This window comes from Sphingobium sp. LF-16 (assembly GCF_003711185.1).
In the GTDB taxonomy this organism is placed as follows: Bacteria; Pseudomonadota; Alphaproteobacteria; order Sphingomonadales; family Sphingomonadaceae; genus Sphingobium; species Sphingobium yanoikuyae_A.
In genome coordinates, this window is sequence record NZ_CP029335.1 from 160,554 (window position 1) to 184,702 (window position 24,149).

General features: G+C 65.2%; 24 protein-coding genes. 4 read left to right on the plus strand and 20 right to left on the minus strand.

The annotated features are described in order from the left end of the window. Window positions 1–5: 5 nt before the first annotated feature. Window positions 6–1,670, minus strand: coding sequence for an ATP-binding protein (locus DIZ22_RS00790; RefSeq protein ID WP_037491025.1), 1,665 nt, complete (start codon window positions 1,668–1,670; stop codon window positions 6–8). A 237-nt stretch (window positions 1,671–1,907) separates the two neighbouring features. On the opposite strand from DIZ22_RS00790, the gene DIZ22_RS00795 reads away from it, so the two are divergent. Beyond that, window positions 1,908–2,990, plus strand: a complete 1,083-nt coding sequence (locus DIZ22_RS00795; RefSeq protein ID WP_048938611.1) for an acyltransferase — start codon at window positions 1,908–1,910, stop codon at window positions 2,988–2,990. A gap of 4 nt (window positions 2,991–2,994) precedes the next feature. Here DIZ22_RS00795 and DIZ22_RS00800 read toward each other — a convergent pair whose 3' ends face one another. From DIZ22_RS00800 to DIZ22_RS00850, 11 genes are all read right to left on the minus strand, one after another. Then, on the minus strand, window positions 2,995–3,999 hold the full coding sequence (locus DIZ22_RS00800; RefSeq protein WP_048938612.1) for an LLM class flavin-dependent oxidoreductase: 1,005 nt from the start codon (window positions 3,997–3,999) through the stop codon (window positions 2,995–2,997). 45 nt (window positions 4,000–4,044) lie between these two features. Then, entirely contained in the window at window positions 4,045–4,476 is a 432-nt protein-coding gene (locus DIZ22_RS00805) for an Hpt domain-containing protein (protein WP_048938583.1), read from the minus strand. Window positions 4,477–4,531: 55 nt separating this feature from the next. After that, entirely contained in the window at window positions 4,532–4,768 is a 237-nt protein-coding gene (locus DIZ22_RS00810) for a sulfurtransferase TusA family protein (protein WP_026109037.1), read from the minus strand. After that, window positions 4,758–6,122: a ribosome biogenesis GTPase Der gene (der, locus tag DIZ22_RS00815; RefSeq protein ID WP_010338561.1), complete on the minus strand. Its 1,365-nt coding sequence runs from the start codon at window positions 6,120–6,122 to the stop codon at window positions 4,758–4,760. The genes DIZ22_RS00810 and der overlap by 11 nt, the downstream gene beginning before the upstream one ends. Window positions 6,123–6,154: 32 nt before the next feature. Further along, on the minus strand, window positions 6,155–7,504 hold the full coding sequence (locus DIZ22_RS00820) for a PQQ-binding-like beta-propeller repeat protein (RefSeq protein ID WP_170978469.1): 1,350 nt from the start codon (window positions 7,502–7,504) through the stop codon (window positions 6,155–6,157). A gap of 8 nt (window positions 7,505–7,512) precedes the next feature. Continuing rightward, a complete protein-coding gene (locus tag DIZ22_RS00825; protein WP_004210734.1) occupies window positions 7,513–8,211 on the minus strand; it encodes a tetratricopeptide repeat protein in 699 nt (232 codons plus the stop codon). Window positions 8,212–8,285: 74 nt separating this feature from the next. Beyond that, window positions 8,286–9,158, minus strand: coding sequence for a 3-methyl-2-oxobutanoate hydroxymethyltransferase (gene panB / locus DIZ22_RS00830; protein WP_004210735.1), 873 nt, complete (start codon window positions 9,156–9,158; stop codon window positions 8,286–8,288). Between the two features lie 102 nt (window positions 9,159–9,260). After that, window positions 9,261–11,720 (minus strand): TonB-dependent receptor, encoded by a 2,460-nt coding sequence (locus DIZ22_RS00835; protein WP_122927856.1) that lies wholly within the window; start codon window positions 11,718–11,720, stop codon window positions 9,261–9,263. A 167-nt stretch (window positions 11,721–11,887) separates the two neighbouring features. After that, complete coding sequence (locus DIZ22_RS00840) at window positions 11,888–12,076, minus strand: YezD family protein (protein ID WP_010338565.1); 189 nt, start codon at window positions 12,074–12,076, stop codon at window positions 11,888–11,890. A gap of 110 nt (window positions 12,077–12,186) precedes the next feature. Then, complete coding sequence (locus DIZ22_RS00845) at window positions 12,187–12,855, minus strand: alpha/beta hydrolase (protein WP_010338566.1); 669 nt, start codon at window positions 12,853–12,855, stop codon at window positions 12,187–12,189. Between the two features lie 174 nt (window positions 12,856–13,029). Next, complete coding sequence (locus tag DIZ22_RS00850) at window positions 13,030–13,395, minus strand: PRC-barrel domain-containing protein (protein WP_004210742.1); 366 nt, start codon at window positions 13,393–13,395, stop codon at window positions 13,030–13,032. An 86-nt stretch (window positions 13,396–13,481) separates the two neighbouring features. Here DIZ22_RS00850 and DIZ22_RS00855 point away from each other — a divergent pair, with 86 nt between their 5' ends. Then, window positions 13,482–13,913 (plus strand): OsmC family protein, encoded by a 432-nt coding sequence (locus tag DIZ22_RS00855; protein WP_017500508.1) that lies wholly within the window; start codon window positions 13,482–13,484, stop codon window positions 13,911–13,913. Here DIZ22_RS00855 and DIZ22_RS00860 read toward each other — a convergent pair. From DIZ22_RS00860 to DIZ22_RS00890, 7 genes are all read right to left on the minus strand, one after another. After that, complete coding sequence (locus tag DIZ22_RS00860) at window positions 13,910–14,815, minus strand: DMT family transporter (RefSeq protein WP_048938586.1); 906 nt, start codon at window positions 14,813–14,815, stop codon at window positions 13,910–13,912. The genes DIZ22_RS00855 and DIZ22_RS00860 overlap by 4 nt on opposite strands. Before the next feature lie 53 nt (window positions 14,816–14,868). Continuing rightward, on the minus strand, window positions 14,869–15,675 hold the full coding sequence (locus DIZ22_RS00865; RefSeq protein WP_010338569.1) for a class I SAM-dependent methyltransferase: 807 nt from the start codon (window positions 15,673–15,675) through the stop codon (window positions 14,869–14,871). Window positions 15,676–15,762: 87 nt separating this feature from the next. Beyond that, window positions 15,763–16,488 (minus strand): anti-sigma factor, encoded by a 726-nt coding sequence (locus DIZ22_RS00870; protein WP_048938587.1) that lies wholly within the window; start codon window positions 16,486–16,488, stop codon window positions 15,763–15,765. Next, complete coding sequence (locus DIZ22_RS00875) at window positions 16,481–17,008, minus strand: sigma-70 family RNA polymerase sigma factor (RefSeq protein ID WP_234415645.1); 528 nt, start codon at window positions 17,006–17,008, stop codon at window positions 16,481–16,483. The genes DIZ22_RS00870 and DIZ22_RS00875 overlap by 8 nt, the downstream gene beginning before the upstream one ends. Window positions 17,009–17,013: 5 nt before the next feature. Continuing rightward, window positions 17,014–18,237 (minus strand): glycosyltransferase family 1 protein, encoded by a 1,224-nt coding sequence (locus tag DIZ22_RS00880; protein ID WP_048938589.1) that lies wholly within the window; start codon window positions 18,235–18,237, stop codon window positions 17,014–17,016. A 46-nt stretch (window positions 18,238–18,283) separates the two neighbouring features. Beyond that, entirely contained in the window at window positions 18,284–19,009 is a 726-nt protein-coding gene (locus tag DIZ22_RS00885; protein ID WP_234415644.1) for a hypothetical protein, read from the minus strand. Window positions 19,010–19,088: 79 nt separating this feature from the next. Continuing rightward, window positions 19,089–20,621 (minus strand): CpaF family protein, encoded by a 1,533-nt coding sequence (locus tag DIZ22_RS00890; RefSeq protein ID WP_004210759.1) that lies wholly within the window; start codon window positions 20,619–20,621, stop codon window positions 19,089–19,091. A gap of 243 nt (window positions 20,622–20,864) precedes the next feature. On the opposite strand from DIZ22_RS00890, the gene DIZ22_RS00895 reads away from it, so the two are divergent. Beyond that, the gene (locus DIZ22_RS00895; protein WP_048938591.1) at window positions 20,865–21,890 is read left to right on the plus strand and encodes a glycosyltransferase family 2 protein; all 1,026 of its coding nucleotides are present in this window, start codon (window positions 20,865–20,867) and stop codon (window positions 21,888–21,890) included. Continuing rightward, window positions 21,863–22,588 carry a class I SAM-dependent methyltransferase gene (locus tag DIZ22_RS00900; RefSeq protein WP_048938592.1) on the plus strand — a complete coding sequence of 242 codons (726 nt, stop codon included), beginning with the start codon at window positions 21,863–21,865 and terminating at the stop codon, window positions 22,586–22,588. Before DIZ22_RS00895 ends, DIZ22_RS00900 begins: the two co-directional genes overlap by 28 nt. Here the strand turns inward: DIZ22_RS00900 and DIZ22_RS00905 are convergent. Beyond that, on the minus strand, window positions 22,562–24,121 hold the full coding sequence (locus DIZ22_RS00905; protein WP_048938593.1) for a hypothetical protein: 1,560 nt from the start codon (window positions 24,119–24,121) through the stop codon (window positions 22,562–22,564). The genes DIZ22_RS00900 and DIZ22_RS00905 overlap by 27 nt on opposite strands. Window positions 24,122–24,149: the final 28 nt, after the last annotated feature.

The following is a 24,149-nucleotide window of genomic DNA, read 5'->3' on the forward strand; positions in this document are numbered from 1 at the left end:
GCCGATCAGCGGCCCTGGTTGCGCCAGCGGGTGATGGTGCGGGTGAGGATATCGTCCTCGCCGCCGGCCTGGCGCCAGAGCTGGGTGAAGCTGGGATCGCCGGAAGCCGGGCGCCGCGCTTCTTCCAGATTGTCGAGCGCGACGCGGATCGGCACGGCGACACCTTCGCCGCAGATGATGGCCTCGCGGTTGCGCAGGGCAGGGATCGAATCGAGGAAACCGCGCGCGCCTTCGGGCATCGCCGCCTTCACGAAGGCCTGGTCGCGATCATTGTTGAGGCGCATCGAGATGATGGTGCCGCACTGCGACAGCACGCCTTCGGCAAGGTCCGACGGACGCTGGGTGATGAGGCCCAGCGAGACGCCATATTTACGGCCTTCCTTGGCGATCCGCTCCAGGATGCGGCGCACCGCCTGACCGCCGCCGGCGGTGCTGGCGGGAATGTAGCGATGGGCTTCCTCGCATACGAGCAGGATCGGCCGTTGCGGTTCGTCGCGTGCCCATAGCGCATAGTCGAACACCAGCCGGGACAGCACCGAGACCACCACCGAGGTGATGTCCGAGGGCATGGAGGACACGTCGATGATCGAGATCGGCTTGCCGCCAGAAGGCAGGCGGAAGACCTTCGCGAGGAAGGCCTGCATCGAATCGGCCACCAGCATGCCGGAGAACATGAAGGAATAGCGCGGGTCGCCCTTGATCTCGTCGACCTTGGACTTGAGGCGCAAATAGGGGAGCGACCCGGTGCCCTTGTCGAGCTTGCCCATCTCGTTCTGCAGGATCGCGGTGAGATCGGACAGCAGATAGGGGACGGGCGAATCCACAGTCAGGCGGCCGATGCTTTCGGCCAGACGGTTCTTCATCCGCGCGGCGAGCAGGCATTTCGCGAGGATGTCGCAATCCTGGGTGCGTTCGGCGCCTTCGGAGGTGACGAACACCTCGCAATGTTCCTCGAAATTCATCAGCCAATAGGGCAGGGCGAGATTGTTCACGTCGAACACCGCGCCATTCTGCTGGAAGGCCGCGCCATATTCGCCATGCGGGTCGATCATGACGATATGGCCCTGGGGCGACAGGTCGCAGATGCGGTGCAGGATCAGCGCTGCGCTGGTCGACTTGCCGGTACCGGTGGAGCCGAGCAGCGCAAAATGCTTGCCCAGCATCGAATCGACATAGAGCGCCGCGCGCGTGTCCATCGTCGGATAGACCGTGCCGATCTGGACATGCGGCCGGTCGTCGGCGGCATAGATTTGCTGCATGTCATAGCTGGACACCGGATAGATGTCGGTGCCGGGCGTGGGATAGCGGGTGACGCCGCGCCGGAAGCCGTAGATGCGGCCGGTCAGCTTTTCCTCATCGCCTTCGCCCAGAAAATCGATATCGGCGATGATCGCGCCACCATCGCGCCGGTCGAGCATCAGCGACCGGATATTGGCGATCAGCCAGCGATCGCCGACCCGCATCTTCACCTGGCTGCCGACCTGGCCGGCCATGGCGAGGCAGGTGTCGGGATCATGGGCCAGCGCCGCGAGGCTGTTGGGATCGACTAGGATCTTCGAACTCGACCCGGCGATCTGGAACACCATGCCCAGCGCCTGGTGCAGGCCGGCAGACGATGCGGCAGCGCCCGTGTCGTGCGAAAATTGATGTGCGCCCGGCATCTGGGTCATGAGCCTCTATTGTCCCCCGCAGCCGGCACGCGTCCGGCAATCGACCAGATTGCTATCGGGGGGAGGTAAATATTGGATTACCCACGGGCCGAAATGCCCTTTGCGGAGCGGCCCATGGAGCGCGGAAATCCGCGCCGATGCGTCCCATGATCCCGCTTCCGGCTCGCTCCGTCGCGAGGGAGGGGGAACAGGAGCCGGTTTCGGGCATTGGAAACCTGCCACAATCAGGATTTTTGCTTGCCCGATATCGTCTTGGCCAATGCGACGCGCCGTTCCGACGCGATCGCGATTGCGCGTGTGATCTGCATTCTGGGTGTCGTCTATGTCCATGCCTGGACCGGACGGAATGGCCAGGATCTGGAATTGCTGCGTGGCTCCCCGCAGGAAGGGCTGCGCTGGGTGCTGATGGAGATTTTCGGCCGCAGCGCGGTGCCGCTGCTGGGCCTGATCTCCGGCTGGCTGGTCGGCGGCTCGGTGCGCACGCGCAACTGGTTCGATCATGTCGGGCGCAAGGCGCGGACGATCCTGCTGCCGATGCTGTTGTGGAATGCGGTGGCGATCCTGCTGGTGTCGGGCGCGGCCTGGCTGCTGGGTCTGTCGGCGCCGGTGCCGCAGTCGGGCGGCTGGATCGCCGAGGAATTGTTCATCATCAACCGCAATCCGGACATCAATGTCCAGATGCCGTTCCTGCGCGACCTGTTCCTGTGCATGGTGGCCGCGCCCTTGCTGGTGCGGTTGCCCAACTGGATGCTGATGGCGGTCGCGCTGGCGGCGCTATCATGCCAGATTGCGGGGCTGGGGCCGCCGGTGCTGATGCGCCCGTCGATCCTCTTCTTCTTCACCATCGGCATATTGGCCCGGCGCGAGGGCTGGGCGGACCGGGCCGCGGCGGTGCCGGTGCTGGCAGCTTCATTGCCCTTTGGCCTGCTGATGGGCGCGCAGCTCTATGTTTCGCTCAAGGGCGGGGCGGGGCTCGCGCCGCTGGCCCTGGCGAGCCTCGACATGGCGGTGCGCATGGCGGCATCGCTCTGCTTCTGGCGGTTGGCCTGGGCGCTGGCAGAAAGCCCGGCGCGGGGCTTGCTGATGCGGGTCGAGCCCTATGCCTTCTTCCTCTTCTGCGCCCATCTGATCCTGATTTGGCTGGGCGGGCCGCTACTGGGGCAATTGTTCGGTCCGCTCGGATCGCCGCTCTATCCGCTCTATCTGATCGCCCAGCCCTTCCTGGTGCTGGCGGTGGTGATCCTGATCGGCAACCTGATGCAGCGCCTGTCGCCGACGATGGCCGGGCTGATGAGTGGCGGCCGGCTGGCCGCCACCTGAGGCATCAGGCCAGTTCGCGGGCGGCGATCGCCTGCGCCGCTGCCATGGCGATTTCATAGCTGCGCTTGCGCGCCGCCGGATCGAAGATCTGGGCGGCGATGATCACCTCATTCACGCCGGTGCGGTCGATGAAGGCGGCCAGGTCGCGCTCGACATCTGCCTGGGTGCCGATGCTGGAGGCGCTCAGGACATCGGACAGCATGGCGCGTGCCTGCATCGGCAGGCTTTCATAATAGCCCGCCAATGGCGGTTGCAGCTTGCCGGGCTGGCCAGTGCGCAGCCGCACGAAGGCCTGCTGCATCGAACTGGCGACCAGTTCGGCCTCCGCCGCACTGTCGGCGGCGAAGATATTATAGCCGGCCATGGCATAGGGGCGGTCAAGCTGGGCCGAAGGGCGGAAGTCGCGGCGATAGATGGCCAGCGCCTCGTCCAGCGCGGCCGGGGCGAAATGGGAGGCAAAGGCGTAGGGCAGCCCGAGCGCGGCCGCCAGTTGCGCGCCGTAGAGGCTGGAGCCGAGAATCCAGAGCGGCACATTGGCGCCTTCGCCCGGCGTGGCCTGAATGCCCAGCCGATCGTCGCCGGCGAAATAGGCCTGGAGTTCGAGCACGTCGCGAGGGAACTGGTCTGCTCCGCCGCTGAGGCTGCGGCGGATGGCTTGCGACACTTTCTGGTCGGAACCGGGCGCGCGGCCCAGGCCCAGGTCGATGCGGCCGGGGAACAGCGCGTCGAGCGTGCCGAACTGTTCGGCAATCAGCAGCGGCGCGTGGTTGGGCAGCATGATGCCGCCAGCGCCGATGCGGATGGACGATGTCGCCTGGCCGATATGGGCGAGCACGACGGCCGTGGCGGCCGATGCGATGCCGGGCATGCCATGATGTTCGGCCACCCAGAGGCGGTGATAGCCCAATGCTTCGACATGGGCGGCCAGATCGGCAGCGTCGGCAAGGGCGGCGGACACGTCGCTGCCTTCGCGGACAGGGACGAGATCAAGGACGGAGAAGCGGGTCATGGCCGCCATATGGGGCCATGGTCAGTTTTATTTCAATACCGAATATCAGCCGGCGCGGCCAAAGCCCTGTGGTTCGACGCGGCGGCCGAAGGTGGGACGGCGCGCGACCAGCGGATTGGCGTCGCGATCGAGCAGGGCCATGGTCTCGGTAAAGCAGGGGCGCAGCGCCACCACGGTCTCGATCAGTTCGTCCGGGCTCTCGCGAAATTCGACGCAGCGGCGCGCGACCATTTCGATCTCTTCGGCCATGGCACTGAGCCGATGGGCGCCGAACTGGGCCGATTCGCCCTTCAGCGTATGGGCCGGACGGACGAGGGAGACGGCATTGCGGTCCCGAAAGGCCTGCTCGATGGTGCCGATCGCCTTTTCACCATCCTCGCGGAAATAGCCCAGAATGCGCATGAAGGCCGTACCCAGCTCCGTGCGGGTCCGGGCAAAATCGTTCCAGTCCACCAGTTCGGTAGCGTGTTCGGGCACCTGCGCACTCCTTTCCTGACGCTCGCGAGATTAGCCGGCGGGCGTAAACAGCCGGTTAAGCCGGCACCTTGCTGAGCGCGAAACGCTGCGGGGAAAGGGCGGAAAATTGCCATCCATGCTGCTGCGCCAGCGCTGCCAGTTCGCGCGGGGCGATAGCGTCATCGGCATCGATCGTCACATGATCTGCGTCACGCATCGCTCGGGCGGCGCGCAGGACGGGCCAGGGACATTTCATGCCCCTGGCGTCGACATGAAAGGGGGCGGCATCGGGGCCGCCCGCCTCATTTGGCATAGGGGTTCTTGGCGCTGCGCAGCGTCAGGCGTACCGGCACGGCGCCGAAGCCCAGTTCCTTGCGGATGCCGTTCACCAGATAGCGACGATAGCTTTCGGGCAGTTCGTCGAGCCGCGTGCCGAACAGGACGAACGTCGGCGGGCGCGTCTTGTTCTGGGTGATGTAGCGCAGCTTGATCCGCTTGCCACCCGGCGCTGGCGGCGGGTTGGCCTCCAGCGCGGCTTCGAACCAGCGGTTGAGCACGCCGGTCGAAATGCGCTGCGACCAGGCGGTGCGGGTTTCGAACGCGACCTTGATCAGGTCATCAAGGCCCTTTCCGGTGGCGGCCGACACGGTCATGATCGGCACGCCACGGACCTGCGCCAGGCCGTCGAACAGTGCCTGCTTGATGCCCTGATAGAGGGCCGAGCCATGTTCCACCGTATCCCATTTGTTGAGGGCGACGATGAGGGCGCGGCCTTCTTCCAGCACCTTGTCAGCAATGCGCAGATCCTGCGCCTCCAGGCCGCGGGTGGCGTCGAGCAGCAGCACCACGACTTCGGCGAAGTTCACGGCGTTCAGGCCATCGGACACGGCTAGCTTTTCCAGCTTGTCCTGCACCTTGGCGCGCTTGCGCATGCCGGCGGTGTCGATCAGGCGGACGGGGCGTTCCTCGCCCTCATAGCTGGTCCACATCCAGTCGACGGCGATGCTGTCGCGGGTGATGCCGGCTTCCGGTCCGGTCAGCAGGCGGTTTTCGCCAAGCAGCCGGTTGATGAGAGTCGACTTGCCGGCATTGGGACGGCCAACGATGGCGAGCTTGAGCGGCGCGCTCTCCTCGTCCTCGTAAAATTCCTTCTCATGCTCCTCGCCATCCTCGCGTTCGAGATAGGGGAGCAGCGCCTGGAACAGGTCGGCCAGACCCTGGCCATGTTCGGCGGAGAAGGGGATAGGTTCGCCCAGACCCAGTATGAAGGCTTCCATGACGCCGGCTTCGGTCGCCTTGCCCTCGGCCTTGTTGGCGACCAGGATCACCGGGGCGTCGCCCTCGCGCAGCCAGCGGGCGATTTCCTCGTCCAGCGGGGTGATGCCGGCGCGGGCATCGACCATGAACAGGGCGACGTCGCAATTCTCGACCGCGGCCTGGGTCTGCATGCGCATGCGGCCGGGCAGGCTGTGGGGATCCTCATCCTCATAGCCGGCAGTGTCGATGATGGTGAAGTCGAGGCCCAGAAGATGAGCCTCGCCCTCGCGCCGGTCGCGGGTGACGCCGGGCTGGTCATCGACCAGCGCCAGCTTCTTGCCGACCAGGCGGTTGAAAAGGGTGGACTTGCCCACATTGGGCCGCCCGACAATGGCAACTGTGGGCAGCATGATGTGGGCCCGTTTCCTTTCTATCGCTGCCCTTAACGCAGCGCCGTCAGCTTGCCGTCATCGGCAAGGATGTAGAGCATGTTGTTGGCGACCACCGGCGAGAGCGACATGGACTTGTTCATGTCCACTGCCTGCTGGATGGTGCCGGTCGCCGGATCGACATAGTTCAGATCACCATGGGTCGATACCAGAATCAGGCGGCCACCGGCAAGGACCGGGCCGGTCCAGCGGATCGCCTTGTCCTTCTTCTTTTCCTTCTGCCAGCGGCGCAGCTGGCTGATCCAGCGGATCTTGCCGGTCGCGCGGGCGACGCAGAGCAGCTTGGCATCGCTGGTGACGGCAAACACCCACTCACCCGCGATCCAGGGGGTGGAGATGCCGGCGATGTTGATTTCCCACAGGCGCTGGCCGCTGGTGAGTTCATAGGAGGCCATGCGGCCGCCCTGGCCGATCGCGAAGACGCGGCCGCGGTCGATCACCGGATCGGCGTCGATGTCGGTCAGCGAGGCGACGGCGGTGGAGATGCTGGTGCGTGACAGCGCATCGCCCCACAGGGTGCGGCCATTTTCATAGCGATAGGCGTTGATCTCGCCCGAGCTGTAGCCCGCGATCACCGTGCCCTGCGCGGCGGCCGGGGCGGCCACGCCGAAAATGCCGGTCACCTGCAGCGTGCCGCTGTCGGTCCACTGGGTGGCGCCGTCGCTCTGGTTGAGGGCGAAGATCTGGTTATCCTGGCCCATCACATAGACATGGCCATTTTCCAGCGTCGGGGCGCCGCGCAGCGGACCGCCGGGATGAACCTTCCACCCGATCGAGCCATCGGCGACATTCATCGACACGACGTCGCCCACGCCGGTGCTGGCGAACAGCTTGTCGCCCAGGACGCTGACGCCACCGCCGAACAGGGCGCGGCCATTGCCTTCGGCCGGAAGGCTGGTCTGCCACAGCTTCTGGCCGGTGTTGGCATCCATCGCGATGACATGGGCGCCGGCGTCGATCACGAACAGCTTGCCGCCGGACACGACGGGGGCGGAGGCCAGGCGCGCTTGCGGCGTGCTGCCTTCGATCGATGCGGTCCAGGCCTGCTGCGGCGCTGCGCCCAGCGCCAGATGACCCATCGCCTTGGACGGATCGCCGCCCGGCTGCGACCATTGGTCATTGGCGTAGGATTCGGGCAGGGCGACGGGCACGTCGGCCAGGGTCGGATCGACTTCGATCCCCTGTTCGTTCGACAGGATCGAGGTGCGATTGCCGACCACCGGGGTCTTGGGGCCGCCCTTCTTGCCGCCGACCACGCCGCAGCCCGCGAGCATCGCAACCAGGGCGACGGTGGTCAGGGTACGGCCCATCGGGCCGATTTTCGTGATGCTGTGCTTAGCCATGCGCTTGCTTATCCCTGTACCGGTTCGGCGGGCGTTTCGACCGCATCAATTCCCAATAGCCCCGCCATCTGTCGCGCACGTGAACGGATCGACTGGGGCACATTCTCGTCCTTGGCCATGGCCGCGAACATCGGGCCGGCCAGTTCGGGCTTGCGCATCTTCATATAGGCGATGGCAACCAGTTCGCCGGCGCTGCCGAACCAGGGCGCACCCTCGACGGCGAGGGGCTTGAGGCGATCGACCACCTGCTGCGGCTTGAGCGCGTCGAATTCGATCGTGGTCTGACGGATGAGGGCCAGGTCGCGATAGGGCTGGTCGAGCGAGCTGTCCGCTGCCATTGCCTTATAGGCTTCGATCGCGGCCTTGTTGTCGCCCTTGCGCGCGGCGAGGCCGGCCTTCACCAGCAGGGCGGAGGCGCGATAGCCGGGCTGGCTGGCCTTGGCCAGGGCATCGACATCCTTGGCATCGGGCGTGCCGCCGCCGACCGCAGTCGCCAGCATCTTGTCCATCTGTTCGGACACGGCTTCCGACTGGGTCTTGCTGTAATGCTGCCAGTAGAGCCAGCCGCCAAAGGCGGCGAGGCCGACGATCAGCAGGACGGCCAGGGCGCGGCCATAACGCTGCCAAAAGGTCAGGAGCTGGTCCTGGCGGACGGCGTCATCGACCTCGCGCATGAAGGCTTCGCTGTTTTGCGGCGTCAGGGCCACGGGAATCTCCGAAAAATGGTCAGTAGGGGCAGCCGGAAGGCGGGATCATTAGCGGCGTGGCAGAGACTCGCAAATCACTTTTTCGGCCGATACACCTGATCATCGCCCGGAAAGCTGCGATTGCGCACCTCCGCGGCATAGCTTTCCGCCGCCTGGCTGATCGTTTCGGCAAGGTTGGCGTAGCGTTTCACGAAGCGGGCGGTGCGTTCGAACATGCCCAGCATGTCCTCCGCCACCAGCACCTGGCCATCGCACCGGGCCGATGCGCCGATGCCGATCACGGGTATGTCGACGCTGGTCGTGATGATGTCGGCCAGTTCCTCCATCACCCCTTCGACCACCATGCCGAAGGCGCCGGCAGCGGCCACGGCCTTGGCGTCGCCCAGGATCTTGGCATGTTCCTCCTGGCTCTTGCCGCGCGCGCCATAACCGCCCAGCGCATTCACCGCCTGCGGCGTCAGGCCGATATGGGCCATCACCGGGATGCCGCGCTGGGTGAGGAAGCGGATCGTCTCCGCCATCGCCTCGCCGCCTTCCAGCTTGACGCCGGCGCAGCCGGTTTCGGCCATGACGCGGCTGGCGCTGGCAAAGGCCTGCTGCGGCGATGCCTCATAGGAGCCGAAGGGCATGTCGACGAGGACGACGCTGTGATAGCTGCCGCGCACCACGGCGGCGCCATGGGCGATCATCATGTCGAGCGTGACCGGCAGGGTGGAGGGCAGGCCATAGATGACCTGCGCCAGCGAATCGCCGACCAGCAGCATGTCGCAATGCGGATCGAGCAGTTGCGCCTGGCGCGCGGTATAGGCGGTCAGCATCACCAGCGGCTCGTCGGTCTTGCCCTCGAACTTGCGGCGCTGGATCTGGGGCACGGTCAGCCGCTTCATCGGCGCGGGCGTGGGATTGGCGCGGCTGGTCGCGGTGTCGAGCGTGAAGGTCGTGGACATGGGCCGCGGTCTAGCCCAGCGCGGGGCGGCGTGCAAATGCCGGACCGGCCGGCGCGGCATGATGCGCGCGCCGGCCGGCCGTCCTGTCCGTGTCCGGTCGGATCAGAAGGAGAATTTGATCGTGCCGCCCCAGGTCTGCGGATCGCCGACCTGGCCGGCGATCAGGCCGGTATTGCCCGGTGCGACCTGAAGATTTTCGATATAGTTGACGTCGAAGGCGTTGCGCACCCAGCCGAACACATCGAAGCCTTCGCCGCGGAAGCCGGCGCGGACGTTGGTCAGGGCATAGCCCTTCACTTCGGTGTAGATGGATGGTGAGGCATTGCTGTTCCAGTGCGAACGGTAATTGCCGTCGACGCCCAGATAGAGCTGCCCGTCCTTCGCCAGCAGCGTGACCGGGATGTTATATTCCGCGCCGTAGGAGAAGGCCCATTTCGACACGCCGGGCAGGTTCTGCCCCGAGATGTCGCACTGGCGCGGACTGAGTGCGCCGGGGACGCCGGGCTGCGAATAATCCGGCGTGGCGCCCGACGGCTGGTAGGTGCCGCCGGACAATTCGGGCGGGCAGGGCGCGTCGACGAACTTCTTGTATTTGGCGTCGGTGAAGGCGCCATTGGCATAGGCGGTGAAGCGGTCGCTGGCGACGATCTTGAAATCCGCTTCGATCCCCTGCGAACGGACCTTGCCGGCATTGGCGAGATAGCCGCGCACCGTGCCGAACTGGCCGCCATTCACGGTTGCCTGGAAATTCTTGATGTCGGTGCGGAAGGCGGTGAGGTTGAAGGTCGCCCGGCGATCCAGGAACTGGGTCTTGAGGCCGATTTCATAATGATTGACCGATTCCGGCTTCACCGTGCTGGCGTCATAATTGACGGTGTTGTCGGCGTTGAGCGGCAGGCCATTCTGGTTGATGCCCAGCGTCTTGAAGCTCTTCGCATAGGTCGCATAGGCCAGCACGTCCGGCGCGATCTTGTAATTGACGTTGAAGTCATAGGTGAAGTTCCAGGCGCTGTCGGACGGGGAACTGACCTGCGGCTGATAGACGCCGCACTGTTGCGTCGTCCCCTTGATGGTGCCGGGCTCCGCAACCGTGGTGCAGCTGATGGCCTGGCCCTGCGCATTGGTGACGACACGCTGGTAGAAACCGGACTTCTTGTCATAGTTCAGGCGCACGCCGGGCTGGATGGTCAGGGCATCCGTGACCTTCCAGCTGAGCTGCCCGAACAGGGCGGCGCTGTCGGCCTTGAGCCATTGCGTGTTGCTGGCGGTCAGGCCCGCCAGAGTGGCCGGAATATTGGCGGGGTTGGTCGGGTCGGTCGAGGGGGCAAGGCTCCACTGGGCCGCATCTTCGCCCTGCTGTTCAGTGCCCTGGGTGTCGATCCGCTGCTTGAAGCCGAACAGGCCGACGACGAAGTCGATGTCCTTGCTTTCGTAATTATAGCGGAATTCCTGGCTATACTGGTCCTGCTGCGAGGGGTTCTGCGACTTGGAGACGATCGACAGGCCGGTGAAGTCGCGGTCATTTTCCGGCTTCCAGTCCCAGAAGCGCCAGGCGGTGACCGAGGTTAGCGTGCCGGGGCCGACATCCCATTTGATCTTGGCCGACACGCCGCCAATCTTGTTGCCGGCATTGAGGTTGGAATCGAGGTCGGTCAGTCGGTCATAGGGGTTGCGGCTGGGCACGACATAGCCCTGGGCAGCGGCCAGCGCATCATATTGGCGATTGAGCGGACGCTGGGTCTTGCCGACGCGCACGAAGGTGGTGCCGCAGCATTCGGGATCCTGCTTGCTATAGTCGCCCGACAAGGTGAGGCTGAAATCCTCGGTCGGCTGGAACAGCAACTGGCCGCGAATGCCCAGATTATCCTGCTCGTTGATCCAGCGCTGGCTGGTCACATTGTAGAGCGTGCCGCGGCGGCTGGTGGCGGCGACGGCGATGCGGGCGGCGATCGTGTCCGTCAGCGGGCCGGAAATGGCGGCCTTCGCCTGCTTGTAGTTCAAATTGCCGACCGTCAGTTCGGCGCGCCCCTCGAAGTCGAAGGTCGGCTGGTTGGTCGTGATGTTGATCGCGCCCGCCGTGGTGTTCTTGCCATAGAGCGTGCCCTGCGGACCGCGCAGCACTTCCACCTGGTTGACGTCGAGGAAGTCGAAGGTCGCGGCAGCGACGCGGCTGTTATAGACATCGTCGACATAGATGCCGACGCCCTGTTCAAAGCCGTCGCTGGTGAGGCCGAACGGCACGCCAAGGCCACGGATGTTGACCGAGGTGTTGCGTGGATTGGTGGTGTAGACCTGCAGCGTCGGCGCGAGCTGCTGCAGCTTCACGATGTTGAAATTGCCGGTCGCCTCGATGCTGTCGCCCTTCACCACGGAAATGGCCAGGGGCACTTCCTGCGCGGTTTCCTGACGGCGGCGGGCGGTGACGACAATCACGTCGCCGCGCGGGCTGCTGGCCTGCTGGTCATCGGCGGCAGCGGGTTGGGCGGCTTCGGCCGCAAAGGCGGCAGGCGTGACAAATGACGCGCTCGCCACGCTGGCGAGCAACAGAAAACGCGCAATCATGTTCTTCCCCTTGGTTCCGGAGGTCCGGTGAGTTTTGATCGCGGCGTTTCCGGTGGTCCGGTCAAAGCCGTGCTGGGGGCGTTTCTGGTGATGCGGCGTCCCCAGTGCCGCATCGGCATGCCATCCCCGACATGCCCTGATCTATGCGCTTGCCCTCCCTTGATCGGTCAGGCGGTCAGGCGCGTCTTTTCGGTGACGTCGATCTGCACGACGCGGGCGTCATGGACGGTCAATGTGATGGAGCCGAAGCGCAGCCCTTCCAGTACGTCGCGCACCTTGTCGATGCTGGCGATGATGTCGGGGCGCTGGCTTTCGGCGCGGCTGTGGCGAAGTTCGATGGTTCTATGTTCGGTCATGTTCATCCCTCTGGCCGCGTTTTAACTCAACTGCATTAGTAGACAAAAAAGCAAATATAAGGGGCGCGCAAGATTCTCTTGTCGCGCCCCGGCGATGTCTGGGGCCGATATCAGCTGGTCATGCGCAGCCCGTCGGACGGGCGATCGAGGCGCGCCATCGGCATGGCCGGGCGCATCTGGCGCACGGCGGACGCCTGTTCCTGCGCATTGTCGATCAGCCGTTCCAGCAGCGCCTGACCAAAGCCCCAGGCGCCCAGCCCCGAATCCGCGTTGATATGGCCGCTATGGCCGGCATCGACGAACTGGCTGCCCCAATTCTTGCCGATGCTGTGGGCGCGTTCGAAGAAGATATAGGGGTCGTTGCGACTGGCGACGAGAATCGACGGGAAGGGCAGGGGCGTGCGCGGCGTCGGGCCGAATCCGCCGATCGTCTCGGGCGTTTCCATCCGGTCGCAATCGGGCGGCGCGACCAGCAGCGCGCCGGTCACCGGCCAGCCATAGGCCTGGCTTTGCAGGGCACCCCACCAGGCGACGGCCAGGCAGCCCAGGCTGTGCGCCGCCAGGATGACCGGCCCATCCGCCTGACGAATGGCAGCGTCGAGCCGCGTGACCCAGGCATTGCGATTGGGGCTGGCCCAGCTGCCCAGGTCGACGCGCTGGCAATCGCCGCGTCCGCTGTCCCACAATGTCTGCCAATGATCCGGGCCGCTGTTGTTGAGGCCGGGGATGGTCAGCACGACCGGCTGGCGCGCGTCACCCGAATGTCCGAATCGCTCCATTATCCTTATCCTCGTCCTATATTCTGAGCCTCCCAAAATAATACTATTCATCTGGTAGACAATGGGCGAGCGCCGAAATGTGTCAGAATCTGGGCAACCTGAATGGCAGGTAAACGGGCGCGTCGACACCATGGCCGCGCGCCCGCATCAAGCCCCTGAACGGGCAGGGAAAAGCTACCAGGGGTAGATCAGCCCATAATATTGGTAGACGTTGCGGCCATAGGCATCGTCGAAGGCCGGCCGGTCCTCGTCCAGATAATGGGGCGCCTGTTCCAGCACCTCCTTGGCCAGTTCGATCACATAGCCGCCCTTGTCCATATCATAGGCCAGCATCGACCAGGGCAGGGGATAATGTTCGTTGCCCATGCCCAGGAAGCCGCCGAAGGACAGCAGCGCATAGCGCACATGGCCGCTGCGCTTGTCGACCATGAAATGGGAAATCTTGCCAAGCCTGTCGCCCTGGCGGTTGTAGACGGCGGTGCCCTCGACCCGGTCGGACGCGATCAGGTCATGGCGATGCGCGCTCATCATCTCGGCCATTGTCACTCTCCTGCAAAAACATTCTATTCTGATGCAACCATGGGGAACCGCTGGGGTTCCTCCGCTTCACAGCAAGGAGCATCGGCATGAAGATCAATCGCAGCGGTTCGGCGGCCTGGAGCGGCGGCCTGAAGGACGGCAAGGGCACGATCTCGACCCAGAGCGGCGCGCTCGACGCCTATCCCTATGGCTTCGCGACCCGGTTCGAGGGCATGCCGGGCAGCAATCCGGAAGAACTGATCGCGGCGGCCCATGCCTCCTGCTTCACCATGGCATTGTCGCTGATCCTGGGCGAAGCCGGACTGACGGCGGAGAAGATGGAGACGAGCGCGGTCGTCACGCTGGAGCAGCAGGAGGGCGGATTTGCCATCACCGCGAGCAAGCTGACGCTGAAGGCGAAGATCCCCGGCGCCGACGATGCGACCTTCCAGGAACTGGCGGCGAAGGCGAAGGCCGGATGCCCGGTATCGAAACTGCTGAAGGCCGATATCAGCCTGGATGCGGAACTGCTGGCCTAACCAGTCGCGATACGCCTGGCGTGGCGATGTTCACGCCAGGCGATATAGAGACCGCTGGCGATGATCAGTGCGGCGCCGACCCAGGTGGTCCACATCGGCCAGTCGCCCCAGATCGCCCAGCCCAGCAGGGTGGTCCACAGGATCGAGCTATAATCCATCGGCAGAACCACCGACACCGGCGCCCAGCGCAGCGCGGCGGTGAGGCAGAGTTGCGCGATGCCGCCGAACAGGCCGATCATCAACAACAGGCCCCAGGTCTGCGCGTCATGCGCCTGACCATAAAAGAGCATGCCGATGCCGAGCGGTGGGACTGACAGGGCCGTGAACCAGAAGACGACGACCCCCGCGCTCTCGGTGCGGCCCAGTTCCCGCAGCACCAGGCTGACGCTGGCCGTCACCAGCGCGGCGGTGATGGCGACGGCAACGCCCATCGGCGGGAAATGGCCGCCTTCGGGCCGGACCATGATGAGGACGCCCAGAAAGCCGATCAGGACCGCAGCCCAGCGATGGATGCCCGTCGGCTCGCGCAGGATCAGCGCCGACAGGATCGTGCCGAAGATCGGCATGGTGAAGCCGATCGTCGTCGCCTCGGCCGGCGGCAACAGGATGTAGGACAGGAAATTGAGCGCCATGCCGGTGAGGCCGATGACCATGCGGGTCGCATGGACACTGATCCGCCGGGTGCGGATGGCGCCGATGCCGCTGCTCATCGCCAGCCAGGCGAAGACCACGGGCAGGGCAAGTGCCTGACGGTAGAACAGGGTTTCGACCAGATGGACGCCATGGGCGTCGGCAACCCGACCGGTCACGAACATCACCGCCAGACAGATGACCGCGACCAGGCGCAGGCCGATGGCGAAGAGCGGGCGATGCGGGCGGGACGGGGCGGCGGCGCTGGACACGCCGCTTCCTTAACCCGGTTACGCGATGGCGCAACCGGGCTGGGTCGGGTTTCTTACTTGAGCGGCTTGCGGAATTTCAGCGTCATGCGGTCGCTCTCGCCGATCGCAACATACTTCGCCCTGTCAACTTCGCCGTTACGCAAAGTCGGCGGCAGGGTCCAGACGCCCTTTTCCCAGTCGGCCGTGTCCTTGGGATTGGCGTTCACTTCCGATGCGCCGACATATTCGAAGCCCGCGCCTTCCGCGATGCGGCGGATGGTCGAGACCTTGAGATAGCCGCTGCTCTTTTCCAGCGCCGTGTCGCGATCCTCGGGCAGGCGATGGTCGACGATGCCCAGCGTGCCGCCGGGCTTGAGCATGGCGAAAAAGGCCTTGAAGGTCGCATCCTCGCTGCCGCCCATGACCATGTTGTGGACATTGCGGAAGGTCAGCACGGTGTCGACGCTGTTGGCCGGGATGCTGGCGGCTTCCTCGGGATAGGCGACCAGCTTCACCTTGTCATAGGCCTGCGGCTTTTCGGCCAGGAACTTCTTGTAGCCGTCAAGATAGCGGCCGGTGGGCTGGAGCGCGTAGAAGCTGCCCTTGTCGCGCAGCAGCGGCGCCAGGATTTCCGTGTACCAGCCGCCGCTGGGCGCCCATTCCACCACCGTCTGGGTCGGCGTCACGCCAAAGAAGGCGAGCGTTTCCTGCGGATGGCGATATTTGTCGCGGGCGACATTGGCCGGGGTGCGGCTGGACGCGCCGATGGCGGCTGCCACCGGATCGGCGCCATGGCCGGCATGCTGGGCGACGGCCGCGCCCAGCGGCAGGAGGGCAAGGGCAGCGGCAAGCGCGATCGATCGGCGGGGAAAAGCGGACATGGGCAACCTCTCAACGGATCTGGAGCGCAGGGTGTGCCGTGCCCGCATCCCACTGGCAAGGAAATCCGGTGCTTATGGACCGGCCGGTCAGGACCAGCTGCCCGCGATCGATTCCGCCGTGGCGTCGATCTCGGCCGGTTCATCCTCGCCGGTCAGCGCATAGGACATGTCGCCGCGCCGCCAATAGGCCACCGACTGGGCGCCCTCGCGCACCGAATCCGGCCGCTCTGGGGCGTCGGTGCGCCGGTGCATGGCATAGATGGACAGGTCGCGCCCTTCGGGCGTGCGCAGCGCGATCAGCAGCGCGGGCGTGCGTTCACCGGGGAAGAGCTGGACATCGGTCACGCGCCAGTCGGCGGGCAGGCCGGGAATGTCGATATGGGTGCTGGCCAATATCTCGCGCGGGTCGAAGCTGGGTGATTCGATCTGCCCCTGCATCCGGGCGCGGATCATGGCGACGCGGTGGGAGGTTGCGGCATCGACCACATAGGCGGGCGGCCCGTCGCGTACCATGAGAAGGGCAACGAAGCTTGCCGCCAGCAGGGCAAGGCCGCCGCCGGCGCCAATCGCAAAGCGACGATGGCGCGCGGCCGGCGGGTGGAGCGCGCTCACCTGTGCCGCCATGGTTTCGGGCAGGGGCGCGCGGTCCTGCGCCAACAGGCGCAGCCCGGTGCGGGCGCTGAGGTCGCCCATCACCTGCGCGGCGAGGTCGGGCCGGCGCGACAGGCGGGTCTCCACCGCAAAGCGCCGGCCGGGATCGAGCTGGCCGTCGACATAGGCCATCAGTTCGATCTCCGAAGGATCCTCACTCATCCTGTCCTCCTACGATGCGCAGCCGATCGCGCGGCTGCCTGTCTCTGTCCTGTCGCAATGTCGCCCGCGCACGGGCAAGGCGCGACATTACCGTGCCGACCGCTATGCCCAGAAGGTCGGCGCTTTCCTGATAGCTCAGCCCTTCGACCACGGTCAGGTGCATGACGGCGCGCTGATGGTCGGGCAGGTCGGCAAAGGCGCGGGCGACCTGTATCAGGTCGGCGCGTACCTCCTGTTCGGGATCGGCATGATCGACCTGGATCTGGGCAAAGGCCAGATTGCGGCGCGTTTCCGCCGCCTCGCGCCGCTTGGCCGAGATGAAGACATTGTGGACGATGGCCAGCAGCCAGCGGCGGCGGCTGCGATCGGGCTGGAACTGGTCGCGCCGTTCGATCGCGCGCATCACGGCGTCCTGCACCACATCGTCGGCGACGACATGGTCGCGCGACAGGGCGCGGGCATAGCGGCGCATGGCGCGCAGGTCCGCCTCCATTTCCATGTCCGTCCGCTTGCCCGTCATCCACATCATTCCATTGGGGCGCCCGCCAGTTCGCGATAGACGCGCGCCACCGAATCCAGGACATGGTCCCAGCGATAGTCGCCTGCCGTCGCCTCCGCCGCGCGGCCGAGCCGCCGCCTTAGGCCGGTGTCGCGGACGAGGGAAGCCAGGCCGCCGGCATAGGCGCTAACGTCTCCCGGCGGGACCAGCAGTCCGTTGACGCCATTATCGATCAGGGCGGACGCGCTGGGGACGTCGGCCGACAGGACGGCAAGGCCGCTGGCCATTGCCTCCAGATTGACGTTGCCGAACGCCTCCGTGACGCTGGGATTGACCAATATGTCGGCGCTGGCGACCAGCGCGCCGAGGCGCGCCCCTTCGACATGGCCGGCAAAGCTGGCATTGGGCAGATGGCGGGCGAGGGCATCGCGCGCCGGGCCATCGCCCAGGATCAGCGGGCGCAGCGACAGACCGTTGGCGCGCGCCGCCATGATGGCGTCGGCGAAGATGTCGAGCCCCTTTTCCCGGACCAGCCGGCCGAAGAAGAGCGGCATGACATCGTAGGGCGCATAGCCAAGCTGGGCGCGCAGGCTTTCATCTCGCATCGCCGGATGAAAGACGGATCGATCGACGCCCCGGCTCCAGAGCGCGATGCGCTCGGCGCCATGGATTGCGGCGAGGTCCGCAGCGATCGGCGGGGTCGGGGCGAGGATGCGGTCGCAATCGCCATAGAAGCGATCGAGATAGGCCACGACCTGCCGCCGCAGGAAGCCGAGGCGGTAATAAGCAAGATAGGTCTCGAACCGGGTGTGCAGGCTGGCGACGGTCGGCACGGCGTTGCGCCGCGCCCAGTTCAGCGCCTGCCGGCCGAGCAGGTCGGGCGCGGACAGATGCACGATGTCAGGCTGGAACGCCTCCAGATCGGCGCGGGCGGCACGGGGCAGGCCGATCGCGAGCCGATATTCCGGGCGACCGGGAATGCAGAGCGAGCGCACCGATCGGACATCGCCGGCCGAGGCGAAGGCCGGCGTCGGCGCGGTCGGCGAATAGATGCGCACCTCTGCCTTATGTTGGTCCAGCATATGCCGGACCAGGCGGTTGAGCGCTCGGTTCGCGCCATCGCGCACGCAATCATAATTGCCCGAAAACAGCGCGATCTTCAGCGGCCGGGATGATGTCGGCGCCGTGGCGACCGGCAGGGCGGCATGAATATGGGCGCGAAGGGAAGAGAGCGGGGAATGCAGCGTCATGCCCCGCTTACGCTTGTCGGATCGCGCCTATTCCATCGATGGGCAATTAAAATTGACGAATGATGCGCAGGCCGGCGGTGGGGCGGAAGATATCGCCGCGTGGCCGTTCCGCGCCAAGGCCCGCCTGCATGGCGAAATTGCCGCCCAGTTGCTGGTGCAATTGCGGCATCAGCAGCAGGCCGCCCTCGCTGCCGCCCTGATAATTGATCTCCAGCCCCAATACCTGCCCTTCGCGGCTGTCGTAGAAGGTTGAGTGGTTGAGGATCACGCCGTTGCGGCCATGGCCGCCCGACAGCTTTACGTCGGCAAGCCCTGCCATCGTCACGCTGCTCCAGCGGCTATTGTAGCGATGGGCCACCATATAGGCGAAACTGCTGCGATATTGTTTGGCGCGGCGGTCATAGATGCCGAGATATTGGACGCCATGACCGGTGCGTCCGCCGCCGGTGGTGCCGAAACTCGCCTGCAGACCCAGTTTCAGTTCAGCAAGCCGGCCGTTGACGAAGGGCAGTTCGCCCTCGATCGCGAAGCCGTCGGCAAAGGCATATTCGATTTCCGGCGCCCAATGGACGGCGTCGTCATCGCCCGATAGCGGAACGGTCGCCAGCGTATTGACCTCCAGTTCGCCGCGCTTGGCGCCCAGCGGCCGCATCATGTCGAAGATCATCGGTTCGGGCACGTCGGGATAGGCGTCTGACGCCAGCGCGGCATCGCCCAGAAAGGCGCTCGCCATGGCGGCAAGGCCATGGCGCGAAAGGGATCGAACGGACAAGAAAGGCTGCTCCCGCGATGAGGATGTGACGATTCACATCCCCGTCTACGCGGGAGCGGAAGCCTTTATTCCCTGAGGGTCAGAGACAGGCTTCGAGGAAGGGCTGGTCGAAGCCGAACATGCGGGCCTTGTCGAGCGTATAGGGGCGCAGGCCCATCGAGCGATATTCGCCGATGATCTTACCGCTGTCATCCTCGTCATGATATTCGAACTTGAACAGTTCCTGGGTGACGATGACGTCGCCTTCCATGCCGATCACTTCGGTCACGTTGGTGACGCGGCGCGAACCGTCGCGCAGGCGCTTCACCTGGACGATCAGGTCGACCGAGTCGGCGATCTGCTTGGAAATGGCTTCCTTCGGGATCTTGATGTCGCCCATCAGGATCATGTTTTCCATACGGCCCAGGCATTCGCGCGGGCTGTTGCTGTGGAGCGTACACATGGAACCGTCATGGCCGGTGTTCATCGCGGCGAGCAGGTCGAAACATTCCGCGCCACGAATTTCGCCCAGGATGATGCGGTCCGGGCGCATACGCAGGGCGTTCTTGACGAGATCGCCGATGGTGATCGCGCCCTGGCCTTCCAGGTTGGGCGGACGGGTTTCGAGCGGCAACCAGTGCGGCTGCTGCAGGCGCAGTTCGGCCGCGTCCTCGATGGTCAGCACGCGCTCGCCCGGATCGATCATCTTCGACAGCGCGTTGAGCATCGTCGTCTTGCCCGAACCGGTACCGCCCGAAATGACGATGTTGAAACGGCAGGCGCCGGCGATCTTGAGTGCGGTCGCCATCTTCTGGTTCATCGCGCCCCATTGGGCGAGCATGTCGATGGTGATCGGCTTGGCTGAGAATTTACGGATCGAGATGGCCGTGCCCTTGAGGCTGAGCGGCGGCACGATCACGTTGACACGCGAACCGTCGGGCAGGCGGGCGTCGGCCAGCGGCGTGGTCTGGTCGACGCGGCGGCCGACCTTGTTCACGATGCGCTGGGCGATCTGGAACAGATGTTCTTCATCGCGGAACTTGATCGGTGCGATCTGGAGCTTGCCCTTCTTTTCGACATAGGTCTGTTCCGGGCCGTTGACCATGATATCGCTGATGTCCGGGTCGGCCAGCAATTCCTCGAGCGGGCCGAGGCCCAGAAGCTCGTCGACCAGCACCTTTTCCAGCGCGAACTGCTCGCGCCGGTTGAGCGTCAGCTTCAGTTCTGCGAGCACTTCCATGATGATCGGCCGGAATTCCTCCGCCAGTTCATCCTTGGTGAGGGTCGCGGCCGCTTCGGGATCGACGCGTTCGAGCAGGCGGGGAAGCACCTGTTCCTTGATCTTGTGAACCGACGCCTCGAACCCTTGCGGGCCGGCATCGGCGACATGTTCGGCATTGGCGCGTTCGGACAGGCGCGACATGGCGTCCGCATTGCGCTGCATCTGGCTGGTCGGCGCCGACAGCGGATCGAGCGGAATTTCGCCCGGCAGGGCCGCCAGGTCGAGCGGCGGGAACTGCTCGCCGCCGCGCGGGGCCTCCTCGCGCGCTGCGCCGCCGCTGTGCATCGGTCGGGCGACGCCGAAACCCGGCTTGATGCCGGCAGGTCCATTTTTCCGTCCAAATGCGCTCATAACTCTCCGCCGGAATTCTGCGATCGGGCCAGCCACCCCAAAATGGGCCGATTCACCATGGCTGGAGAAGGTGAATAAGCTGGAAACTTTGACAAATGGCTAATGCGCCGGTGCCCATTCTGAGGATCGCGGATCGCCGGCAAGGATGGCGCCGTACCGGATCGGGGTGAAGGGCGGGGCACGGTTACCCGACATTAACCAATCTCGCCGATAGGGATTGCAGGCTTTCAGGATTTCGGTGCCATGCGAACCTTGTCCATCGTCATTCCCGTTTTCAACGAACAGGATGGCATCTCCCTTTTCCTTGATGCGGCACGGCCTGCTGTGGATGAGGCGCTGTCCCTGATCGGCGCTGACGCGCGCGCCGAATATCTGTTCGTCGATGATGGCAGCGCGGACCGCACCGGTGACGTGCTGGAGATATTGTCGCGGTTCAACCCGGACCTGCGCTATGTCCGGCTGTCGCGCAACTTCGGCAAGGAGGCCGCCCTGGCGGCCGGCATCGACCATGCTGTCGGAGACGCGGTCATCCCGATCGATGTCGATCTGCAGGACCCGCCCGAAGTGATCGTCGACATGGTTCGTCTCTGGCTCGCTGGTGCCCAAGTGGTCAACGCGCGGCGGGCCGATCGATCGAGCGACAGCTGGTTCAAGCGCTGGAGCGCGCGGGGCTTCTATGCGCTGCTCAACCGCCTGTCCGATTATCCCATTCCCGAAAATGTCGGTGATTTCCGCCTGCTTGACCGGCAGGCCGTCGATGTCGTCAAGCAATTGGGGGAACAGGCCCGGTTCAACAAGGGCCTGTTTTCCTGGATCGGCTTCCGGGTCGCGACGGTCGATTATATCCGGGCGCGGCGGGAAACCGGACGCAGCAAATGGGGACTGGGCAAGCTCTGGTCCCTGGCCGTGGACGGCATCACCGCGTCGACCACCATGCCATTGCGCATCTGGTCCTATGTCGGTGGCGCGATCGCGCTCATTGCCTTTGCCTATGCCGGTTTTCTGGTCGTGCATACGCTGGCGACCGGCGTCGACGTGCCCGGCTATGCCTCGATGATGGTTGCCGTGCTGGGCCTTGGCGGGCTTAACCTGCTCAGCCTGGGCATCATGGGCGAATATGTCGGGCGGATCGCCCGCGAGGTGCGGCAGCGGCCACTATATATCGTCGCCGCCGATGCCGGGGCGCGCAACGTCGGGGGCGCCGCGACCCCGACGCTCGATCAACTGGAAAGGGACGAAGAATGGATCGCTCAGCCTATACGAGCATGAATGCTCAGGAGGGCGAACATTGGTGGTTCGTCGCCCGCCGCGCCATCATCGATGGCCTGATCCGCGATCATGTCGCCTTGCCCGATGACGCCCGCATCTTGGAAGCCGGCTGCGGTACCGGCGGCAATCTGGCGCTTCTGGCGCAGCATGGTAGCGTCGATGCGCTTGAATATGATGACGAAGCACGGGCCATCGCGGCCGCGCGGGGCGTCGCCACCGTGGAGGCAGGCGCCTTGCCGGAGAAGGTCGGCTTCGGCGATCGGCGCTATGACCTGATCGCCCTGCTCGACGTGCTGGAGCATGTCGACCAGGATGAAGCGTCGCTCACCGCACTGCGCGGCCGGCTTGCGGCAGGCGGGCGACTGCTCGTCACCGTGCCGGCGGTTCCCTGGCTATGGTCCGATCATGACGTGCTGCACCATCACAAGCGCCGCTATACCCATGATGGCCTTGCTGGCGTCGCCGCGGCGGCCGGCTTGCGGGTTGAGGCATCGGGCTATTTCAACAGCCTGTTGTTCCCGCTCGCCGTTGCCCAGCGGATGGCGCATCAGTTGCTTCGGCGGGAAGCACCGCTCGATGCCCGCCCGGCCCCCTGGCTCAATCGCTCGCTGCAACAGGTGTTCGCGGCCGAACGCCACATGCTGGGCCGCATCAATTTCCCGATCGGCCTGTCACTTTACGCGATTCTCTCCGCCTGATCCTGGCTGCCGGAAATTATGCGGACTGAACCATAGTCCGTCCCAGCACCGGGCTGGTTCGCTGGCAGGAACAGGTGTGGGCCTTGCCGGTCGCACCAGGGCGGGCATGGCGGGCAGGGGCGCGAAATAGGATCCCTTGGGGAAGGCGGCAAAGGTCTGGTCCCACGCCTTCGATACCGAACAGCGCACTTCGGGCGCAGGCGGATGGACAAGCGCGCGGCGGATTTCGGCCAGTCCCGTCAGGCTGCCGATCAGCAGCATGGCGATCAGCCAGGTGCGCCGTTCGGTCCCATTGCCCAGCTCATCGGCGAGCATCGCTGCCAGGATGGCCAGCGCGGCGATGGATGCCCGCGCCATGAAATCGATCGACCATCCGATCTGCACGAACGGGATCAGCATCAGCCAGGCGAAGGCCAGCCAGAGCGTGTCTCGGCCAAATCGCGACGGTCGGGCGACCAACAGCAACGGCACCAGATAGGGCAGGGTTTCGATCCCCTGGAACATCAACCATTGCAGCGGCGGGATCGGCTGGAATCTTAGTCCCACGTCCGCGCCAGATGCCGCGCCGAGATAAAGAAGGGACGGGACGGCCAACAGGCTGGCCAGAGCCGGAAGCAGCATGTCGGCGATACGCAGCCGGCGCGCCGCCAGGGTACGGATGCCGGCCAGCGCGGCGAAGGGCATCGCGCCCATCAGTCCGAGCGGAGACCATAGGGCCGTCAACGGCAGCAGTGCGAGATAGGACGCCAATGGCAATCGTTCGCGGCGCCAGAGCAGATAGCCCATCGCCCCGATCCAGCCGGACATGGCATGTTGCGGAACCCAGAAGGCCAGGGTGATGGTCGAGGAATATTGGAGGCCGATCCAGTCCTCCAGATGGTCGCCCAGCCGGCCATTGAGGACCAGGTCGCCGATCGCGTCTATGCCGCTGAAGCCGAGGAAGACGAGCAGCGCGACCAGTCGACCGCGCCGGCCGTCGAACAGTTGCGCGGCAAGCGCGAGAGTCAGGCCCAGCAGCAGGGAATTTTGCGCCAGCAATGCGATATCGCCCGCGCGCACGCCCAGCGCCTTGTAGAGCAGGGCAGGGGCGAGGAACATGCCGATCGGCGCCCGCAACAGGTCGGGGACAGCCCGTTCGGTATAGACGAAGGGCCAGGGATTGACGGCCATGTCGCGAAGCGCGGCGAGCCGCACCTGCCAGTCGACATTGGCATAGAAGAACCGGCCTTCGCCGCCGAGCATCAGCAGCAGCAGAGAGACCCCCGTGCATAGCAGCAGCGTGCCGATGCTCGGTCCCGATCGGTCGGGCATGGTGCGCAGCATGACGGTGCACAGCCCGCCGATCAGCAGCAGGGCGAGGGGATAGGCCCAGAACGGGGCGACGTCCAGGAAGCGCCAGAGCAGCAACTGGTCGAGGCCGAGCCAGGCAAACAGCGCGGCGATCAGCCAGCCGGCCGGAACGGTGTGCGCGAGCAGGCCGCCAGAGCCGGCCGGTGGCGCAGAAACAGCGGTCTTGGCGGCGAGGGCGGTCATCGGCGGGCGGCACTCACAAGAAAAAGGG

What these genes read in the sequence shown, in the direction of transcription:
- DIZ22_RS00845 (WP_010338566.1), bottom strand. Translation starts at nt 12,855, where the DNA reads ATGGAGCGATTCGGACATTCGGGTGACGCGCGCCAGCCGGTCGTGCTG.
- DIZ22_RS00790 (WP_037491025.1), bottom strand. Translation starts at nt 1,670, where the DNA reads ATGACCCAGATGCCGGGCGCACATCAATTTTCGCACGACACGGGCGCT.
- DIZ22_RS00820 (WP_170978469.1), bottom strand. Translation starts at nt 7,504, where the DNA reads ATGGCTAAGCACAGCATCACGAAAATCGGCCCGATGGGCCGTACCCTG.
- DIZ22_RS00875 (WP_234415645.1), bottom strand. Translation starts at nt 17,008, where the DNA reads ATGACGGGCAAGCGGACGGACATGGAAATGGAGGCGGACCTGCGCGCC.
- DIZ22_RS00835 (WP_122927856.1), bottom strand. Translation starts at nt 11,720, where the DNA reads ATGATTGCGCGTTTTCTGTTGCTCGCCAGCGTGGCGAGCGCGTCATTT.
- DIZ22_RS00855 (WP_017500508.1), top strand. Translation starts at nt 13,482, where the DNA reads ATGAAGATCAATCGCAGCGGTTCGGCGGCCTGGAGCGGCGGCCTGAAG.
- DIZ22_RS00840 (WP_010338565.1), bottom strand. Translation starts at nt 12,076, where the DNA reads ATGACCGAACATAGAACCATCGAACTTCGCCACAGCCGCGCCGAAAGC.
- DIZ22_RS00870 (WP_048938587.1), bottom strand. Translation starts at nt 16,488, where the DNA reads ATGAGTGAGGATCCTTCGGAGATCGAACTGATGGCCTATGTCGACGGC.
- DIZ22_RS00895 (WP_048938591.1), top strand. Translation starts at nt 20,865, where the DNA reads ATGCGAACCTTGTCCATCGTCATTCCCGTTTTCAACGAACAGGATGGC.
- DIZ22_RS00900 (WP_048938592.1), top strand. Translation starts at nt 21,863, where the DNA reads ATGGATCGCTCAGCCTATACGAGCATGAATGCTCAGGAGGGCGAACAT.
- DIZ22_RS00850 (WP_004210742.1), bottom strand. Translation starts at nt 13,395, where the DNA reads ATGGCCGAGATGATGAGCGCGCATCGCCATGACCTGATCGCGTCCGAC.
- DIZ22_RS00810 (WP_026109037.1), bottom strand. Translation starts at nt 4,768, where the DNA reads ATGCCAAATGAGGCGGGCGGCCCCGATGCCGCCCCCTTTCATGTCGAC.
- panB (WP_004210735.1), bottom strand. Translation starts at nt 9,158, where the DNA reads ATGTCCACGACCTTCACGCTCGACACCGCGACCAGCCGCGCCAATCCC.
- DIZ22_RS00905 (WP_048938593.1), bottom strand. Translation starts at nt 24,121, where the DNA reads ATGACCGCCCTCGCCGCCAAGACCGCTGTTTCTGCGCCACCGGCCGGC.
- DIZ22_RS00880 (WP_048938589.1), bottom strand. Translation starts at nt 18,237, where the DNA reads ATGACGCTGCATTCCCCGCTCTCTTCCCTTCGCGCCCATATTCATGCC.
- DIZ22_RS00865 (WP_010338569.1), bottom strand. Translation starts at nt 15,675, where the DNA reads ATGTCCGCTTTTCCCCGCCGATCGATCGCGCTTGCCGCTGCCCTTGCC.
- der (WP_010338561.1), bottom strand. Translation starts at nt 6,122, where the DNA reads ATGCTGCCCACAGTTGCCATTGTCGGGCGGCCCAATGTGGGCAAGTCC.
- DIZ22_RS00800 (WP_048938612.1), bottom strand. Translation starts at nt 3,999, where the DNA reads ATGACCCGCTTCTCCGTCCTTGATCTCGTCCCTGTCCGCGAAGGCAGC.
- DIZ22_RS00890 (WP_004210759.1), bottom strand. Translation starts at nt 20,621, where the DNA reads ATGAGCGCATTTGGACGGAAAAATGGACCTGCCGGCATCAAGCCGGGT.